Here is a 17611-nt window from a genome sequence, read left to right on the forward strand (position 1 = left end):
GCGTACCTTTGTTTGCAAGGACACCTATGAAGTGGCAATTCTGGATTGATCGTGGGGGCACCTTTACCGACATCGTGGCGCGCCGCCCCGATGGCAGCACCACCACGGCCAAGATGCTGTCTGAGAACCCCGAGCAATATCGCGACGCGGCGGTCGCCGGCATCCGCAAGCTGCTGGGCATCGCGCCCGGCCAGCCCGTGCCCGCCGACCAGGTCGAATGCGTGAAGATGGGCACCACGGTGGCCACCAACGCGCTGCTGGAACGCAAGGGCGAACGCACCTTGCTGGTGACGACCCGCGGTTTCCGCGACGGCCTGCGCATCGCCTACCAGAACCGGCCGCGTCTGTTCGACCGCAATGTGGTCCTGCCCGAGATGCTGTACGAGTCCGTGGTGGAAGCCGACGAGCGCGTCGCGGCCGATGGCGAGGTGATCCGGAAGCTGGACGAAGCCGCGCTGCGCGCGGACATGCAGGCCGCCTATGACAGCGGCATCCGCGCGGTGGCCATTGTCTTCATGCATGCCTGGCACGCGCCGGAACACGAGCGCATTGCCGCGCGCATCGCGCGCGATATCGGCTTCCCGCAAGTGTCGGCCTCGCACGAGGTCAGCCCGCTCATCAAGTTCGTGTCGCGCGGCGACACCACGGTGGTGGATGCGTACCTGTCGCCCATTCTGATGCGCTATGTGGACCAGGTGGCTGGCGAACTGCCGGGCATCCGCCTCATGTTCATGCAATCCAGCGGCGGCCTGACCGATGCGCATCGCTTCCGCGGCAAGGACGCCATCCTGTCCGGACCGGCCGGCGGCATCGTCGGCATGGTCCGCACCAGCGAGACTGGGGGCTTTCCGAAGGTCATCGGCTTCGACATGGGCGGCACCTCGACCGACGTGTCGCACTACGCCGGCGAGTTCGAACGCGAGTTCGAGACCCAGGTGGCCGGCGTGCGCATGCGCGCGCCCATGATGAGCATCCACACCGTGGCGGCCGGCGGCGGTTCGATCCTGCATTTCGACGGCGCGCGGCTGCGTGTCGGTCCGGATTCGGCCGGCGCCAACCCCGGTCCGGCCTGCTATCGCCGCGGCGGCCCGCTGGCGGTGACGGACTGCAACGTCCTGCTGGGCAAGATCCAGCCCGATTTCTTCCCCAAGGTGTTCGGCCCCGAGGCCAACGAGCCCCTGGACCGCGATGCGGTCGTGGCGCGCTTTGCGGCCATGTCGGACGAAGTTCGCGCCGCCACCGGCCGCGAAATGAGCCCCGAGCAACTGGCCGAAGGCTTCCTGGAAATCGCCGTGGGCAACATGGCCGAGGCCATCAAGCGCATCTCGGTGCAGCGCGGCCATGACGTGACCGAGTATGCGCTGACCGTGTTCGGCGGCGCAGGCGGCCAGCATGCCTGCCTGGTCGCGGACGCGCTGGGCATGACCACGGTGTTCGCGCATCCGCTGGGCGGCGTGCTGTCGGCCTATGGCATGGGCCTGGCCGACCAGACCGACATGCGCCAGAAGACGGTCGAGAAGATCCTGGACGCCGAGCTGATGCAGGCGCTGAAGGGCGAACTCGACGAACTGGCCGGACAGGCCGTCGGCGAACTGCGCCGCCAGCATGTGGCCGAAAGCGACATCAGCGTGCAGCGCCGCCTGCACCTGAAGTACCGCGGCACGGATACCTCGCTGGAAGTGGCCTATACCGACCTGGAGCAGGCGCGCAGCGATTTCGAGGCGGCCTACCGCCAGCGCTATTCCTTCCTGATGCCCGACCGCGAGCTGGTGGTGGAGACCATTTCGGTCGAAGCCACGGGCGGCGGCGAGCGCGTCAGCGAGGTTTCCGCATCGCGCGTGCGCGAAGGCGCGCTGGCTCCCAGCCGCATCGTCAGCATGTACAGCGGCGGCGCCTGGCGCGACACGCCCCTGTACGTGCGCGAAGACATGGCGGGCGGCGACGTGGTGGCGGGACCCGCCATCATTTCCGAGCCCAACCAGACCACGGTCGTCGAGGCCGGCTGGCAGGCGGAACTCACGGCGCAGGACCACTTCGTGATTCGCCGCGTCGAAGCCCGTCCGGAACGCCGCGCCATCGGCACCCAGGCCGATCCGGTCATGCTGGAGGTGTTCAACAACCTCTTCATGTCGATCGCCGAGCAGATGGGCTACCGCCTGCAGAACACGGCTTATTCGGTCAACATCAAGGAACGCCTGGACTTCTCCTGCGCGATCTTTGATGCCCAGGCCCGTCTGATCGCCAACGCGCCGCATATGCCGGTGCATCTGGGCTCCATGGGCGAATCCGTGCGCACCGTCATGCGCGCCAACGCCGGCAACATGCAGCCTGGCGACGCCTATGTGGTGAACGATCCGTACCACGGCGGCACGCACTTGCCCGACGTCACGGTCATCACCCCGGTGTTCGGCCGCGACGGCAAGGAGATCCTGTTCTACGTGGGTTCGCGCGGCCACCATGCCGATATCGGCGGCACCACGCCGGGCTCCATGCCGCCCGACTCCAAGACGGTGGAAGACGAAGGCGTGCTCTTCACCAACTTTCAGCTGGTGAAGAACGGCGAATTCCGCGAGGCGGCCGCCCGCGGCATTCTGGGCTCCGGCCGCTGGCCGGCGCGCAATCCGGACCAGAACATCGCCGACATGCACGCGCAGATCGCCGCCAACGAAAAGGGCGTGCAGGAGCTGCTGCGCATGTGTGACCACTTCGGCCTGGACGTGGTGCGTGCCTACATGGGGCACGTGCAGGACAACGCCGAAGAGGCGGTGCGCCGCGTGATCTCGGTGCTGAAGGACGGCAGCTACGAGTATCCGCTGGACAATGGCGCGGTGATCCGGGTGGCCGTGAAGGTGGACACCGAGGCGCGTAGCGCCGTGGTGGACTTCACCGGCACATCGCAGCAGCTGGACAACAACTTCAACGCGCCGGGCGCCATCGCCGTGGCGGCGGTGCTGTATGTGTTCCGCACGCTGGTCAATGACGACATTCCGCTGAACGACGGCTGCCTCGTGCCGCTGTCCATCATCCTGCCGGAAGGCTCGATGCTGCGTCCGAACCCGCCGGCCTCGGTGGTGGCGGGCAACGTCGAAACCTCGATGTGCATCGTCAACGCGCTGTATGGCGCGCTGGGCGTCCTGGCCGCGAGCCAGGGCACGATGAACAACTTCACGTTCGGCAATGCGCGCCACCAGTACTACGAGACCATCTCGGGCGGTACCGGCGCCGGTCCCGTGCGCATCGACGCGGCGGGTCCGCACGACGAGGGCTTTGCCGGCACCTCGCTGGTGCAGGCGCACATGACCAACTCGCGCCTGACGGACCCCGAAGTGCTGGAGTTCCGTTTCCCGGTGCGGCTGGAATCCTACGAGATCCGCAAGGGCTCGGGCGGCGCCGGCCGTTATGCGGGCGGCGACGGCGGCGTGCGCCGCATCCGCTTCCTGGAGGAGATGACCGCGGCCATCCTGTCGAACAACCGGATGTATGCGCCGTTCGGCCTGGCGGGCGGCCAGCCCGGCGCGATGGGCCGCAACTCGGTCGAGCGCGCCGACGGCTCCATCCAGGAACTGGGCCCGCAGGATAGCGCCCAGCTGCTGCCGGGCGACATCTTTGTCGTCGAAACCCCGGGAGGCGGCGGGTACGGCGCGGCGTAAGTCGTCTGCGCCACAGGACAACGGCCGCGTCAGCAATGACGCGGCCGTTTTTTATTCAAGCGCCGTGAGCGTTGCGCGGATCGATCATGCACGCGCCCGGGTTGATCGCGCCTGGTCCGCTCCGAAGGAGACGCGGGTTACGGCGCGTCCGACATCACATCCAGCACGATGTCCGCCTTGTTCTTGCGGTCATAGACTCGCAGCGTCACTTCCTCGTCGCCGATTTCGAACACGGCCGTCGCCAGCGTGTTCTCGTCATCCGGATCGTCCGGCGAGGTCCGCAGGATGGGCAGTCCGCCCTCGGTGTCGTGCAGCGCGGCGAGCATGGCTGCGCTGCCGGTGCCGCCCGACCAGCCGTCCACGATGCCCTCGATGCGGTTCTGCCGCGCCCGCGACGAATCGGTGATGATCTGCGCCACGCCGCCCATGTCGGCATGCACCATGTGATTGGCATGGCCGTAGCGCGTGCCGATTTCCTGGATGGACGCTTCGCCCGGCGCGACTTCCGCGCTGAGCAGGCGCGGGTCGCCGGCGGCGCCCAGCGTGTGATGGAAGCCGCCCGAGTGCGGCAGGTCGCGCAGCTTGGCGACGGCCTCGTCCAGAGTGGCGCAGTCCAGCACCGCGCGTGCCATCAGCATGCGCGGCACGCCGGGGTGGCGTTGCCGGATGCGCAGGTTGTTGATGGTCTGCACCAGGCCGGCGCGATTGGCGCCGAAGGTGTGGCCGGGCAGGGAGCCCGGGTAATAGAAGCTGACATAGCCGGGCGCGTTGTCCAGCGCCACGTCGACCAGGTGGCAGCGGCCGCGCAAGTAGGGATCGCCGTCCTCGTTGTGCGCGATCCAGCGGGTGCCATCGGAGGCCTTCATCGCGACGGACGTGCAACCGTCCGTGGTGCTGTGCAGCAGGTCGCCGCGGCAGTTCCACAGCAGCACGTCCTCAAGCGGCATGCGCAGGCCTTCGGCCATGCCTTCCAGCTCTTCCCAGATCTCGGGCAGGGCCTGTTGCGCCTGCCGCGCCAGTTCATTCAGGAAGGCGTGGCCGCGCCATGGCCGCAGGGCATCCCAGGTGCGGCTTTGCTCCAGATAGGTGGACATCAGCGGGCGGGCCAGCTTGCCCAGCGCCACGCCAGTCTGGCGCCGGTTTCCGGCAATGCGTACATACTTGTAGGCCATGGGAATCCTCCGGGTGTCATGCGGATTGTAAATTTTCCGAGCCCTACCGGGTGGGGACGGATGCGGTTAAGATCGTCGGTAAGTTGTGCTGGAGACCCCGGCGCGGCCCAGGAATCATGCCCCTACAACAACCCCGGGGTGCCGACTGGTCCCCAAGAGGAGAGTTTCATGATCAAACGTAAAGTCGCCGCCGCGCTGGTCGGCCTGTCCGTGGCCATGTTCGGCGCCGTCTCCGGCGCCCATGCCCAAGGCAAGGAATTGGTGGTCGCCACCGATACCGCTTTCGTGCCGTTCGAGTTCAAGCAGGGTAATACCTACGTGGGCTTCGACGTGGATCTCTGGGCCGCCATCGCCAAGGAACTCAACCTCAAGTACAAGCTGCAGCCGATGGACTTCGCTGGCATCATCCCGGGCCTGCAGACCAAGAACATCGACGCGGCGCTCGCCGGCATCACGATCCGCGATGACCGCAAGAAGGTCATCGACTTCTCCGATCCCTACTATGAAAGCGGCCTGGCCATCCTGGTCGGTGAAAAGAACACCGACATCAAGGATGCCAAATCGCTGGCAGGCAAGACCGTCGCGGTCAAGACAGGCACCGCCACGGTGGACTTCCTGAAGGCCCAGGTGCCGGACGCCAAGCTCAAGCTGTTCCCCAACATCGACAACGCCTATCTGGAACTTGCCACTGGGCGCGTGGACGCGGCGGTGCATGACACGCCGAATGTCCAGTACTACGCCAACACCGCAGGCAAGGGCCGCGTGAAGGTGGTGGGCTCGGTCAAGAGCGGCGACTTCTACGGCATCGCCTTCCCCAAGGGCAGCGACCTGGTGCCGCAGGTGAACAAGGCGCTGGCCACGCTCAAGGCCAACGGCCAGTATGACGCGATCTACACCAAGTGGTTCGGCAAGAAGCCCTGAACGTCCGGGTTGGCATTGCATTCCGGGACCGCCCGGTAGCGGCCTGCGCCGGCTGAAGCCGGCCGCAACGCCGCTTGCCGGCAGACGGTCCCGCGCCGCTGCCGCCGTGATGCGTCGCGGCGCCGCGCCTTAGGGGGAATATCGTGGAGTTTGACTGGACTGTAATCAGGGACGCGCTACCCAATCTGCTCGAGGGTACGCTGATGACCATCAAGATCACGTTCTGGGGCTTGTTCGGCGGCTTTCTGCTGGGCGCGCTGTCCGGCGTGACACGGGCCTACGGCCATCCCATCCTGTCCGCCATCGCGCAGGTCTATGTCGCGGTCATCCGCGGCACGCCCATCGTGGTGCAGGTGATGTTCATCTATTTCGCCTTGCCGCTGCTGGCGAACATCAGGGTGGACGCGGAATGGGCGGCGATCGCCACGCTCATCATCAACTCCGGGGCCTACATTTCCGAGATCGTGCGCGGCGCCTTGCTCTCCGTGCACAAGGGCCTGAAGGAAGCGGGTCAGGCCATGGGCCTGCCGTTTCACAAGATCCTCTTCCACATCATCGGGCCGGTGGCCTTTCGCCGCATGATTCCGCCGCTGGGCAACCAGTGCATCATCAGCCTCAAGGATTCCTCGCTTTTCATCGTGATCGGCGTGGCGGAATTGACGCGGCAAGGCCAGGAAATCATGGCCAGCAACTTCCGCGCGGTCGAGATCTGGTCCGCGGTCGCGATCGTCTACCTGATCTTGACCGGCCTCATGGCGCTGGCCCTGCATCTGGTTGAAAGAAGGATGCGCATACTATGAGCATGGTTGAATTCCACAACGTCACCAAGACCTTCGGCGAGTCCGTGGTGCTCAACGGGATCTCGTTGAACATCGATGCGGGCGAGGTCGTGGTGGTGGTCGGGCCCTCGGGGTCAGGCAAGTCCACCTTCCTGCGCTGCATCAACGTGCTTGAGACCATCAATGACGGCGACTTGCTGGTCGATGGCCTGAGCGTGAAGGGCGGGGCGGCGCAGGTGCGCGAGATCCGGCGCGAGGCGGGCATGGTGTTCCAGCAGTTCAATCTGTTCCCGCAGATGACGGCGCTGGAAAACGTCATGTTCGGCCCGGTGCATACGCGCGGACAAAGCCGCGCCGAGGCGCGCGAGCTGGCCGAAAGCCTGCTGGCCAAGGTCGGCCTGGCCGAGCGCATGAAGCACTATCCTTCCGAGCTGTCCGGCGGCCAGCAGCAGCGCGTGGCGATCGCGCGGGCGCTGGCCATCAAACCCAAGCTGATGCTGTTCGACGAGCCCACGTCGGCGCTGGATCCGGAGCTGCGCCATGAAGTGCTCAAGGTCATGCGCGACCTGGCGGAAGAGGGCATGACCATGGTGGTGGTCACCCACGAAATGGAATTTGCGCGCAAGGTGGGCAGTCGCCTGATCTTCATCGACGCCGGCAAGATCGCCCACGACGGCCCGCCGGGCGAATTGCTCAGCAATCCGCCCAGCCAGCGGCTCAAGGATTTTCTACAGCACGTGACCTGAAGAGGCGGTGCAGGGCTGGCGTCCAGCCCTGCACTGAGGTTCCTAGCCCTTCACGCGCACGATCTTCTGCACCTGCGGCACGTGCCGGATGGCGCGGATGACCTGCGCCAGGTGTTTGCGGCTGTCGACCTGGATGGTCAAGTGCAGCGAGACCGTGGCCACCGCGTCGTCGTGCATGGTGACGTGCACGATGTTGGCGTCGGCCGCGGTGACCTCAGCGGCCAGCCGGCCCAGCACGCCCCGCTCGTTGCGCGTGACGATGTCCAGGCGGGTGGCCAGGTGCTTGGCGGTATGGGCGTCCCAGGCCACGTTGATCCAGCGTTCGGGCTCACGCAGGCGCTGGCGCATGGCCACCGGGCAATCGGCGGTATGCACCACCAGCCCGTGTCCCATGCGCATGCCGGCGATGATGGGATCGCCCGGCAGGGGGCCGCAGCAAGGCGCCAACTGCACAGCCTGGCCTTCGTTGCCCTGGATCAGGATGGGGGCGCTGCGGGCTGAGGTCAGCTCGTCCACCGCGGCGGCGGTGGTCGCCACCAATTGATGTTCCGGCGCGAAGCGGCGCGCCACCACGGCGGCGAGACGCTTGCCCAGGCCGATGTCGGCCAGGATTTCCTCGCGCGAGCTGGCGCCGGTGCTGCGCGCCAGCTTCTGCCAGGCCGGGTCGTCGGTGGCCGGCAGCGGCATGTGCAGTTCCTGCAGCGCCTGGCCCAGCAGGCGTTCGCCGAAAGCTACGGACTCTTCATACTTGACGGTGCGCAGGTAGTGGCGGATTTCGGAGCGGGCGCGCCCGGTGCGCACGTAGTTGAGCCATTGCGCGTTGGGGCGCGAGGCCGGCGAGGTGACGATTTCCACCGTGTCGCCGCTGTTGAGTTCGGTGCGCAGCGGCACGAATTCGCCGTTGACCTTGGCGGCCACCGCCTGGTTGCCGATGTCGGTGTGGATCGCGTAGGCGAAGTCCACCGGCGTGGCGCCGCGGGGCAGCGAGATGATCTTGCCGCGCGGGGTGAAGACGTAGACCGCGTCGGGGAACAGGTCGACCTTGACGTGCTCCAGGAATTCGCCGGAATCGCCGGTCTGGCTCTGGATGTCCAGCAGCGATTGCAGCCACTGGTGGGTGCGCTTCTGCAGGTCGTTCAGGGTCAGGTCGGCGCCCTTGTAGAGCCAGTGCGAGGCCACGCCTTCCTCCGCCACATGATGCATGTCGCGGGTGCGGAACTGGAATTCGACGGGCGTGCCGTAAGGGCCGACCAGGGTCGTGTGCAAGGACTGGTAGCCGTTCACCTTGGGAATGGCGATGTAGTCCTTGAACTTGCCCGGCACGGGGCGGTAGAGTTGATGCAGCGTGCCCAGCGCCAGGTAGCACTCGGGCAGGGTATGGACGATGACGCGGAAGCCGTAGATGTCCAGGACGTCGGAAAACGACTTCTTTTGGTCGACCATCTTGCGGTAGATGCCGTAAAGCGTCTTTTCGCGGCCGGTGACCTCGGCCTCGATGCCGGCGGCGGGCAGCGAAGCCCGCACCGAATCGGCGATCTTGGTGATGACTTCGCGGCGGTTGCCGCGCGCGGCCAGCACGGCCTTGTACAGCACCTGGTAGCGGTTCGGGTACATCGCCGCGAAGCACAAGTCCTGCAGTTCGCGGAACAGCAGGTTCAGGCCCAGGCGGTGCGCGATGGGGGCGTAGATGTCCAGCGTTTCGCGCGCGATGCGGCGGCGCTTTTCGGGATTGACCGCGTCCAGCGTGCGCATGTTGTGCAGGCGGTCGGCCAGCTTGATGAGGATGACGCGCACGTCGCGCGCCATCGCCAGCAGCATCTTGCGGAAGCTCTCGGCCTGCTGCTCGGCCTTGGTGGCGAAATCCAGGCGGTCGAGCTTGGACAGGCCGTCGACCAGCTCGGCGACTTCAGGGCCGAATTTCTCGGCAAGCTCGTGCTTGGCGATGCCCTGGTCTTCCATCACGTCGTGCAGCAGGGCGGCGGACAGCGCGTTGACGTCGAGCTTCCAGCCTGCGCAGATTTCCGTGACGGCGATGGGATGAGAGATGTAGGGCGAGCCGCTGGCGCGGAACTGGCCGAGGTGGGCCTGATCGGCGAAGCGATAGGCTTCGCGCACGCGCTCTACGTCTTTCTTGTCGAGATAGCTGCCGATGATTTCGGTCAGCGGCGCCAGCGAAGCGACCGGCGAGGCGGTCGCGTCCGCCGCTTCTTGCGCGGCGACGGACGGTGGCGTGGGGGGAGTCTTGTCTTTCTTGCCCGTGCGGCGCCCTAGACGGGAGCCGGCACGCAGTGCGGCAAGCAGACCTGATGAAGCGTACTTCAGCCCGGGAAAAGCCATGCTTGCCGCCCCCGGAGATTATCAGGTGGGTACTTTACGCAGCATTTCCACGCCGGTGAGGCCGCCCGCGATCTCGCGCAGGGCAGTGACCGTGGGCTTGTCTTTGCTGTCCAGGCGCGGGGCATGGCCCTGTGCCAACTCGCGGGCGCGGTACGTGGCGGCCAGCGTGAGCTTGAAACGATTGGGGATTTGATTCAGACAGTCTTCGACGGTAATGCGAGCCATTAGGACACCTGGTGCTGATGGAGGATAGGGAGAATGCTTTCGGCTCAGTGCTCGGCCGGGATGCCGAGTTGCGAGAACAACTGGCTGTGGCGGGCGGCCTGAGACGAAAAGCGCAGCCGTGCGGCGCTGACTATTTGAGTCAATTCCGACAAGGCCACGCTAAATTCTTGATTAATAATAACATATTCGCATTCAGGCGCGTGGGCGATTTCGCCGCCCGCGGCCATCAGGCGGCGCGCGATGACCTGCGGTTCGTCCTGTCCGCGCGCCTTGAGCCGGTTTTCGAGTTCGTCGATGGACGGCGGCAGCACGAACACGCCGATGGCGCCGGGGAAGCGCTGCTTCACCTGGCGAGCGCCTTGCCAATCGATTTCCAGCAGCACGTCGCGGCCGGCGCGCGTGGCTTCGTCGATGCGGTCCCTCGGCGTGCCATAGAAGTTGCCGTGCACTTCCGCCCATTCCAGCAGGTTGTTGCCTTCGCGCAGGAGCTTGAATTCGTCCGTGGACACGAAGCGGTATTCGCGGCCGTCTTCCTCGCCGGGGCGGGGCGCGCGGGTGGTGCAGGAAATGGAGAGCAGGATGGAGGGGTCTTGCTTGAGCAAGGCCTTGACCAGGCTGGACTTGCCGGCGCCGCTGGGCGCGACAACCATGAAGACGTTTCCGGGTTTGGCGGACATGAATGTGTGACTGGCGTGTGATGCTAAGACACGAAGAATAGCAAATCGCGCGGCCGGGCAGGGCGCAAACCCCGTCCCGGACCGCGCGATTTGCGCGCCGGACTCAGCCGCCGGTCTTGGCGGCGGCCTGGATCAGCTTGCCGCCCGGGGCGGGGGCATCGCTGCCCAGCAGATGGCCGTTGACCTCGATGCCGTACAGCGAATCGTCGGAGTCGTGGTACTTGGCGCGGGTCTTGGCGACCGATTCCGTGTAGCGCGGATCCTGCGGCCGTTCATGCGCGTTCATGAAGTAGGCGACGTCCCAGGCTTCCTGGTCGCTCAGCATCCCGGCCTGCCCCAGCGGCATGTTGGCCTTGATGAAGCCCGCCGCATTGCCGATCTGGTGCATGCCCGCGCCCCAGTTGAAGGAGTCGGCGCCCCACAGGGCGGGGAACACCCAGTGCTTGCCGTTCTTCTGGCCCTGGCCTTCGGCGCCGTGGCAGACCGCGCAATATTGCGCATAGACCTTGCCGCCGCGCACGTAGTCGGCTTTCTGCGCGGGCGCGGGCAGCTTGCGGTAGCCCTGGCCCTCCAGCACCACGCCGGTGGGCGCCTTGCTGGCCAGCCAGAACATATAGGTTTGCAGCGCGGTCAGCGTGGGGTCGTCGGCGGCGGGCGCCTTGCCGTTCATGCTGAAGCGGAAGCAGCCCTGCAGGCGTTCGGCCAGCGTGTTGACGTGACCATTCTTGGCGCGATAGGCCGGGTACAGCACGTAGGCGGCCCACATCGGCGCGGAATCGGCGCGCCGGCCGGCGTCCAGGTGGCAACTGGCGCAGTTCAGGTCGTTGCCGACGAACTTGCTGGCTTTCTGCGGCGTGTGCAGGAAGATCTGTTCGCCTTCGCGCACGACCTTGCCGAAGTCGTTGTCGGGAATGGAGGCAGCGGACGGCGGCGTGAAGGCAGGACGCGGTTCGGCGGCGAACGCGGCGGCGGATACCGCGAGGCAGGCGGCCGCGGACAGGAAGCGCAGGCTGGCGGCGGTCATTGCTTGGCTCCCGCGGTGGTGTTGGCTTGCGCGGCAAGCTGGTCGGCGGCTTTGGGCAGGCCGGCGTAGTAGGCGGACACGGCGTCGATTTCGGCGCTGCTGAGGCGGGTGGCGACGGCCGGCATCAGGCCCAGGGGGCCGGGCGGGCGCTGGCCTTGTTGCCAGGCGCGCAGCTGGCCGGCGATATAGGCAGCTGGCTGGCCAGCCAGGACCGGGAAATTGGCGCCCACGCCGATGCCGCCGGGGCCGTGGCATTGGTTGCAGGCGGGCACGTTCTTGTCCCACGCGCCGCGCGTGGCCAGCCAGGCGCCCGTGTCGGACGGCGCGACGGGATGCATGGCGGTGGCGGCGAGCTTGTCGGTATCCACGGTCGAGGGCAGGCTCGCGTAATACTCCGCCACGGCTTTGCGTTGGGCCGGATCCAGCGCCTTGGCGGTGGCGGCCATGATGGGGCTGACGCGCGAGCCGTTGGCCATGGCTTCGAGCTGCTCTTCCAGATAGGGGCCGCCCATGCCGGCCAGCTGCGGAAAGCCGCCGGCGGGATTGCCCTCGCCACGGGCGCCGTGGCAGGTCATACAGGCGGGCGCGCCGTTGGCGCCCTGGGTGCTGATCTGCTTGCCGTCAGGCGCGCCTTGCGCTCCGGCCGAGGCGGCATACAGGGCGCCCAGGATTAGCGCGCTGGATAGGGACCGTGGGGTCATGGAACCTGCTCCGTGAGTGTTATTGGATTTTTGGTAATAAGCTAATTTCTCGGAATTATATAAATACTTGTGACGGATCAACATGAGATTGTGGAATGCGTGGCAGGCGCGACGCCAACCTCCATCGCGTCGGCCGGCTAAAAATGCCGGCGCGGAAACGGGATCCGCGAACTCCGATTGTCCGCGGAAACAGGCGGAATTCATCGCGCCCGCGCGAGCGACCTTGCCGGGTAATCTTTGCTTGCGTGTGACGCCATGGAATGTGTCACCGCTGGAACCTTCGCTTGCAGCATGGCCAGATCGATTCGGGTAGCATTTCGCCGATCGATAACAAGGAGAATCCGATGCAGACGAACGAGATCGAACACCCGCGCGTAGCGCTGGTCACGGGCGCGGGTACCGGCATAGGCCGCGCGGTGGCGCTGGAATTTCTGGCGCAAGGTTATCGGGTCGTGCTGGCCGGACGCCGCCGCGAACCGCTGGAAGAGACCCGCACGGCGGCGGGCGAAGACGGCGTGAGGGCGCTGGTGGTGCCCACGGACGTGTCCGACGAGCAGGCGGTGCGCGAACTCTTCGACAGCGCGCAGCGCGAATATGGCCGGCTGGACGTGCTGTTCAACAATGCCGGACGCGGCGCGCCGGCGATGCCCATCGAAGAACTGCCCGTGTCCGTCTGGCGCGATGTGGTGGATACCAATCTGACCGGCATGTTCCTGTGCGCGCAGGCGGCCATCCGCGTGATGAAGGCGCAGAATCCGCGCGGCGGGCGCATCATCAACAACGGTTCGATCTCGGCGCATGCGCCGCGGCCGTTCTCCATTGCCTACACCGCCACCAAGCACGCGGTGACCGGGCTGACCAAGTCGATTTCGCTGGATTGCCGGCCCTACAACATCGCTTGCGGCCAGATCGACATCGGCAACGCCGCCACCGACATGACCGAGCGCATGGCGGCGGGCATCCTGCAGGCGGACGGCAGCACCAAGGTCGAGCCGCGCATGGACGTGGCGCATGTCGCGCAGGCGGTCGCCGCCATGGCGCGCCTGCCGCTGGAAGCCAATGTGCAGTTCATGACCATCATGGCGACCAACATGCCCTTCGTGGGCCGGGGCTGAAACGCAGCAAGCCTGCGGCGGCAGGTCCGTTGTGGACTGCCGCGGCAGGCTGTGGTGCCCCCCTGGGGCGCGCTTGCCGCGCCGCCCCGATTCCTTGCTAGCGCGGAGAGGCCTCGGCCAGCATCTGGCCCTGTTTCGTATCCAGGTAGCGCCGGGCGCCGACGTAGCGCTTGTTCCAGTAAGGATTCTTCATTTCATCCACACGCACCTTGGTGCCGCGGCGCGGGGCGTGGACGAACTTGTTCTGTCCGATGTAGATGCCCACGTGGGACGTCACGCCGCGGCCGCGGGTGGCGAAGAACACCAGGTCGCCGGGACGCAGTTCCTGCTTGCCGGCGACGGATTCGCCGGCGGTGCGCTGGGCGCGGGCGGTGCGGGGCAGTTCCAGGCCCGCGATTTCGCGGAACACGTACAGGACCAGTCCGCTGCAATCGAAGCCTTCGGCGTCGTCGCCGCCCCAGCTGTAGGGCGTGCCGATGGCTTCCAGGCCAGCTTGCACGACGCGTTCGCGCAGCGTGGGGACGGTGGGTTCCTGCGCGAGGCGCAGGCCGGTGAGCGAGGAACGGGCTTGCTCGGGGTGGATCGACGCCTGGGCGGCGTTGGGGATCCAGGAGAGGGTCAGGGCGATGATGGGCGCTGACAGGAATACGGGAATGCGTAGTTTGGCAGTTCGGGCTTTTCGCGTGGGCGGCGTCATTACGTCACTTCAAGAATCGGAGTGGGCGGCATGGCTTTGCCATGGGAGGCAAGCCGGCGGAAAGGGGGCAGGACCGGGACGCAAGACCCCGGGATGCCACGGTATTGTAATGGAATAATGTTTCATTACATTTGTAGTGCAATGCAGCATCCTTGTCGGCGGACGTTACCGGTTCCGAAAGGCTCCGAGGCCGGAATATGACACTTCATCTTCATCCGGCTCGGGCATAATCGTCGCCATCGGTCCTGCTGCACGGCAAGCCGGCAGCGGCCGCGGAAACAGATAAGATGAGAAAGCGGAGTAAAGCTCGATGATGAACGCAGTGCACCCTTTGTCTTCCATGCGCCGGCCCGAAGCCTTGCCCTTCGAGCCGTTCCAGGATGCGGTGGCGGCGGTGGAGCGCCTGATTGAAATCTATGCGCGCAACACCGCTTTCCTGCGCGCCGCCTTCCGCGAAGTCCTGAAAGGTTCGGCCAACGGCCGCGAACGCGCCCGCGCCTACTACCCGGCCATCCGTATCGTCGTCGAAACCTATGACCCGATCGATACGCGCCTGTCCTACGGCCATGTGGCCGAACCGGGCATCTACCAGACCACCGTCACCCAGCCCGCGCTGTTCCGCGACTACTTGATAGAGCAGGTGGGCCAGTTGCTGCAGAACCACCGCGTGGCGGTGGAAGTGGGCGAGTCCGACTCCCCGATCCCGCTGCACTTCGCCTTTCCCGAGGGCGCCTACGTCGAAGGCGAGCACCTGGAGGCGCTCAAGCGCCCCTTGCGCGACCTGTTCGACGTGCCCGACCTGGCGGTGACGGACGACGCCATCGTCAACGGTTCGTGGCGCGGCAAGGAAGGCGAGCCCAAGCCGCTGGCGCCGTTCACGGCCCAGCGGGTGGATTATTCACTGCACCGGCTGCAGCACTACACGGCGACCGCGCCGGCGCATTTCCAGAATTTCGTGCTGTTCACCAACTACCAGTTCTACGTCGATGAGTTCTGCGCCCGAGCCCGCGCGCTCATGGCGAGCGGCAACGAAGACTACGAAATGCTGGTGGAACCGGGTAACCGGATCACTCGCCGCGGCGAAAGCGGTCCCGGCGACGAGGACCAGGCGATCCGCCTGCCGCAGATGCCGGCCTACCACCTGGTGCGCGGGGACCATTCCGGCATCACGCTGGTGAACATCGGCGTGGGTCCGTCCAACGCCAAGACCATCACCGACCACATCGCCGTGCTGCGCCCGCATGCCTGGCTGATGCTGGGCCATTGCGCTGGGCTGCGCGATTCCCAGCGGCTGGGCGATTACGTGTTGGCGCACGGCTATGTGCGCGAAGACCATGTCCTGGACGACGACCTGCCGACCTGGGTGCCGGTGCCGGCGCTGGCCGAGGTGCAGGTGGCGCTGGAGCAGGCGGTGGAAGAGGTGGCGGGGCTGTCGGGCTGGGACCTGAAGCGCATCATGCGCACCGGCACGGTCGCCACCATCGACAACCGCAACTGGGAACTGCGCGACCACCTGGAACTGGTGGAGCGCTTCGCGCAGTCGCGCGCCATTGCGCTGGACATGGAGTCCGCCACCATCGCGGCCAATGGCTTCCGCTTCCGGGTGCCGTACGGCACCTTGCTGTGCGTGTCGGACAAGCCGCTGCATGGCGAACTGAAGCTACCCGGCATGGCCAGCGCTTTCTACCGCCGCCAGGTGAACCAGCATCTGGAAATCGGTATCCGCGCCCTGGAGCGCCTGCGCGACATGCCGCCGGAACGCCTGCATTCGCGCAAGCTGCGCACCTTCATGGAAACGGCGTTTCAGTAGATCCGTTGATCCGTCCCCGAGGCCCCGCGATTTCACCGTATGGGGCCTCTTGCGCTATTCTCGCCGGTTGCTTGGAAATCCCCAGGCACCTGGCGCGTCGCGCGGGTGCCTTCATGACCTGAAGGAAATGCATATTGGCACCATCGGAACACGATGAACGTCGCTCAGGCGGCACGCGCAAGGCGGGGGCGGAGCGGCCCTCCGAACTGCGCCGAACCCTGTCCGCGCGTCACCTGACCATGATCGCGGTGGGCGGGTCGATCGGCACCGGGCTGTTCGTGGCCTCGGGCGCGACCATCGCCAAGGCCGGCCCCGGCGGCGCGCTGCTGGGCTATGTGCTGATCGGCATCATGGTCTATTTCCTGATGACCAGCCTGGGCGAACTGGCCGCCGCCATGCCGGTGTCCGGATCCTTTTCCACCTATGGCGCCCGTTACGTCGAGGACGGCTTCGGCTTCGCCCTGGGCTGGAACTATTGGTACAACTGGGCCGTGACCGTGGCGGTCGACCTGGTGGCGGCGCAGCTGGTCATGGCTTACTGGTTTCCCGACGTGCCCGGTTTCTACTGGAGCGCCTTGTTCCTGGCGATCACGTTCGGGCTGAACGCCATGTCGGCGCGCGGCTTCGGCGAAGCGGAGTTCTGGTTTGCGCTGATCAAGGTCATCGCCGTGCTGGCTTTCGTGGCGATGGGCGTGATGATGCTGCTGGGCATCATCCGCGGCGGCGAAACCGGCGGCCTGGCCAACTGGACCGTGGGCGACGCGCCGTTCTCCGGCGGCTTTGCGGCGCTGATCGGCGTGGCCATGGTGGTGGGCTTTTCCTTCCAGGGCACGGAATTGATCGGCATTGCCGCCGGCGAATCCAAGGATCCGGCGCGCAACCTGCCGCGCGCCGTGCGCCAGGTGTTCTGGCGCATCCTGCTGTTCTATGTGGCGGCCATCCTGGTCATCGGTCTCTTGATCCCCTATACCGATCCGCATCTGTTGCGCAACGAGGTCGAGGACATCAGCGTCAGCCCGTTCGCCCTGATCTTCGAGCGCGCCGGGCTTCTGGGGGCGGCGTCGATCATGAACGCGGTGGTGTTGACCTCGGTCCTGTCGGCTGGCAATTCCGGCATGTACGCCGCCACGCGCATGCTCTACAGCCTGGCCCGCGAAGGCAAGGCGCCGCGCATTTTCGGCCGCATTTCGCGCAGCGGCGTGCCGCTGTGGGCGCTGCTGGCGACCACGGCCGTGGCCGCGCTGTGCTTCTTCACCTTCGTGTTCAGCCCCAACGCCGTCTACATCTGGTTGTTGAACACCTCGGGCATGACCGGTTTCATCGCCTGGCTGGGCATCGCCATCAGCCACTACCGGTTCCGCCGCGGCTACGTGAAGCAGGGCCACAACCTGGCCGATCTGCCCTATGTGTCGCCGTTCTTTCCGTTCGGGCCGATCTTCGCTTTCGTGCTGTGCCTGGTCATCACCCTGGGGCAGAACTACCAGGCGTTCCTGCAGGACAAGATCGATTGGGGCGGCGTGGTCGCGACCTACATCGGCATCCCGCTGTTCCTGCTGATCTGGGCCGGCTACCGGCTGACGCGCGGCTCGCGCTTCGTGAACTACCGCGACATGCATTTTCCGGATGCGAGGGCGCGCAGCGATTATCTGGATTCGGCGCTGCGGGGGGAGCCGGCGGCGGGCGAGGCGCGCTGATAGACCCGCGCGGGCGATGTCGACCAAGGCCGCACGTATCAGATTGCCGTCCCCTTGATCCTC

General features: G+C 66.1%; 14 protein-coding genes. 7 read left to right on the forward strand and 7 right to left on the reverse strand.

The annotated features are described in order from the left end of the window. Window positions 1–26: 26 nt before the first annotated feature. Window positions 27–3650 (forward strand): hydantoinase B/oxoprolinase family protein, encoded by a 3624-nt coding sequence (locus HWY37_RS14105; protein WP_176088880.1) that lies wholly within the window; start codon window positions 27–29, stop codon window positions 3648–3650. A gap of 137 nt (window positions 3651–3787) precedes the next feature. Here HWY37_RS14105 and HWY37_RS14110 read toward each other — a convergent pair whose 3' ends face one another. Then, window positions 3788–4822, reverse strand: a complete 1035-nt coding sequence (locus HWY37_RS14110; protein WP_175205592.1) for a C45 family autoproteolytic acyltransferase/hydrolase — start codon at window positions 4820–4822, stop codon at window positions 3788–3790. A 168-nt stretch (window positions 4823–4990) separates the two neighbouring features. On the opposite strand from HWY37_RS14110, the gene glnH reads away from it, so the two are divergent. The 3 genes from glnH to glnQ all read left to right on the forward strand — a co-directional run bounded on the left by glnH (window position 4991) and on the right by glnQ (window position 7268). After that, the gene (glnH, locus tag HWY37_RS14115; protein WP_054454063.1) at window positions 4991–5743 is read left to right on the forward strand and encodes a glutamine ABC transporter substrate-binding protein GlnH; all 753 of its coding nucleotides are present in this window, start codon (window positions 4991–4993) and stop codon (window positions 5741–5743) included. A gap of 143 nt (window positions 5744–5886) precedes the next feature. Further along, window positions 5887–6543 (forward strand): glutamine ABC transporter permease GlnP, encoded by a 657-nt coding sequence (gene glnP, locus HWY37_RS14120; RefSeq protein WP_042793693.1) that lies wholly within the window; start codon window positions 5887–5889, stop codon window positions 6541–6543. Next, entirely contained in the window at window positions 6540–7268 is a 729-nt protein-coding gene (gene glnQ / locus HWY37_RS14125) for a glutamine ABC transporter ATP-binding protein GlnQ (RefSeq protein WP_175205594.1), read from the forward strand. Before glnP ends, glnQ begins: the two co-directional genes overlap by 4 nt. A gap of 42 nt (window positions 7269–7310) precedes the next feature. Here glnQ and HWY37_RS14130 read toward each other — a convergent pair whose 3' ends face one another. From HWY37_RS14130 to HWY37_RS14150, 5 genes are all read right to left on the reverse strand, one after another. Then, entirely contained in the window at window positions 7311–9605 is a 2295-nt protein-coding gene (locus tag HWY37_RS14130; protein WP_063959721.1) for a RelA/SpoT family protein, read from the reverse strand. Window positions 9606–9626: 21 nt separating this feature from the next. Then, window positions 9627–9830, reverse strand: coding sequence for a DNA-directed RNA polymerase subunit omega (rpoZ, locus tag HWY37_RS14135; RefSeq protein WP_006219679.1), 204 nt, complete (start codon window positions 9828–9830; stop codon window positions 9627–9629). A gap of 44 nt (window positions 9831–9874) precedes the next feature. Then, a complete protein-coding gene (gmk, locus tag HWY37_RS14140) occupies window positions 9875–10507 on the reverse strand; it encodes a guanylate kinase (protein ID WP_175205595.1) in 633 nt (210 codons plus the stop codon). 103 nt (window positions 10508–10610) lie between these two features. Beyond that, window positions 10611–11531, reverse strand: coding sequence for a c-type cytochrome (locus HWY37_RS14145; RefSeq protein ID WP_176088881.1), 921 nt, complete (start codon window positions 11529–11531; stop codon window positions 10611–10613). Further along, window positions 11528–12232, reverse strand: coding sequence for a c-type cytochrome (locus tag HWY37_RS14150; protein WP_176088882.1), 705 nt, complete (start codon window positions 12230–12232; stop codon window positions 11528–11530). Before HWY37_RS14150 ends, HWY37_RS14145 begins: the two co-directional genes overlap by 4 nt. A 344-nt stretch (window positions 12233–12576) precedes the next feature. Between HWY37_RS14150 and HWY37_RS14155 the strand changes: the two genes are divergently transcribed. Further along, entirely contained in the window at window positions 12577–13347 is a 771-nt protein-coding gene (locus tag HWY37_RS14155) for an SDR family oxidoreductase (protein ID WP_176088883.1), read from the forward strand. Between the two features lie 97 nt (window positions 13348–13444). On the opposite strand, the gene HWY37_RS14160 is transcribed toward HWY37_RS14155, so the two are convergent. Next, window positions 13445–14044: a C40 family peptidase gene (locus HWY37_RS14160; protein ID WP_175205599.1), complete on the reverse strand. Its 600-nt coding sequence runs from the start codon at window positions 14042–14044 to the stop codon at window positions 13445–13447. 310 nt (window positions 14045–14354) lie between these two features. Between HWY37_RS14160 and HWY37_RS14165 the strand changes: the two genes are divergently transcribed. Continuing rightward, on the forward strand, window positions 14355–15854 hold the full coding sequence (locus tag HWY37_RS14165; RefSeq protein WP_373418115.1) for an AMP nucleosidase: 1500 nt from the start codon (window positions 14355–14357) through the stop codon (window positions 15852–15854). Between the two features lie 206 nt (window positions 15855–16060). Then, window positions 16061–17548 (forward strand): amino acid permease, encoded by a 1488-nt coding sequence (locus HWY37_RS14170; RefSeq protein ID WP_176089084.1) that lies wholly within the window; start codon window positions 16061–16063, stop codon window positions 17546–17548. Window positions 17549–17611: the final 63 nt, after the last annotated feature.

The sequence above is a fragment of the Achromobacter anxifer genome (genome assembly GCF_903652925.1).
Classification (GTDB): Bacteria; Pseudomonadota; Gammaproteobacteria; order Burkholderiales; family Burkholderiaceae_B; genus Achromobacter; species Achromobacter anxifer.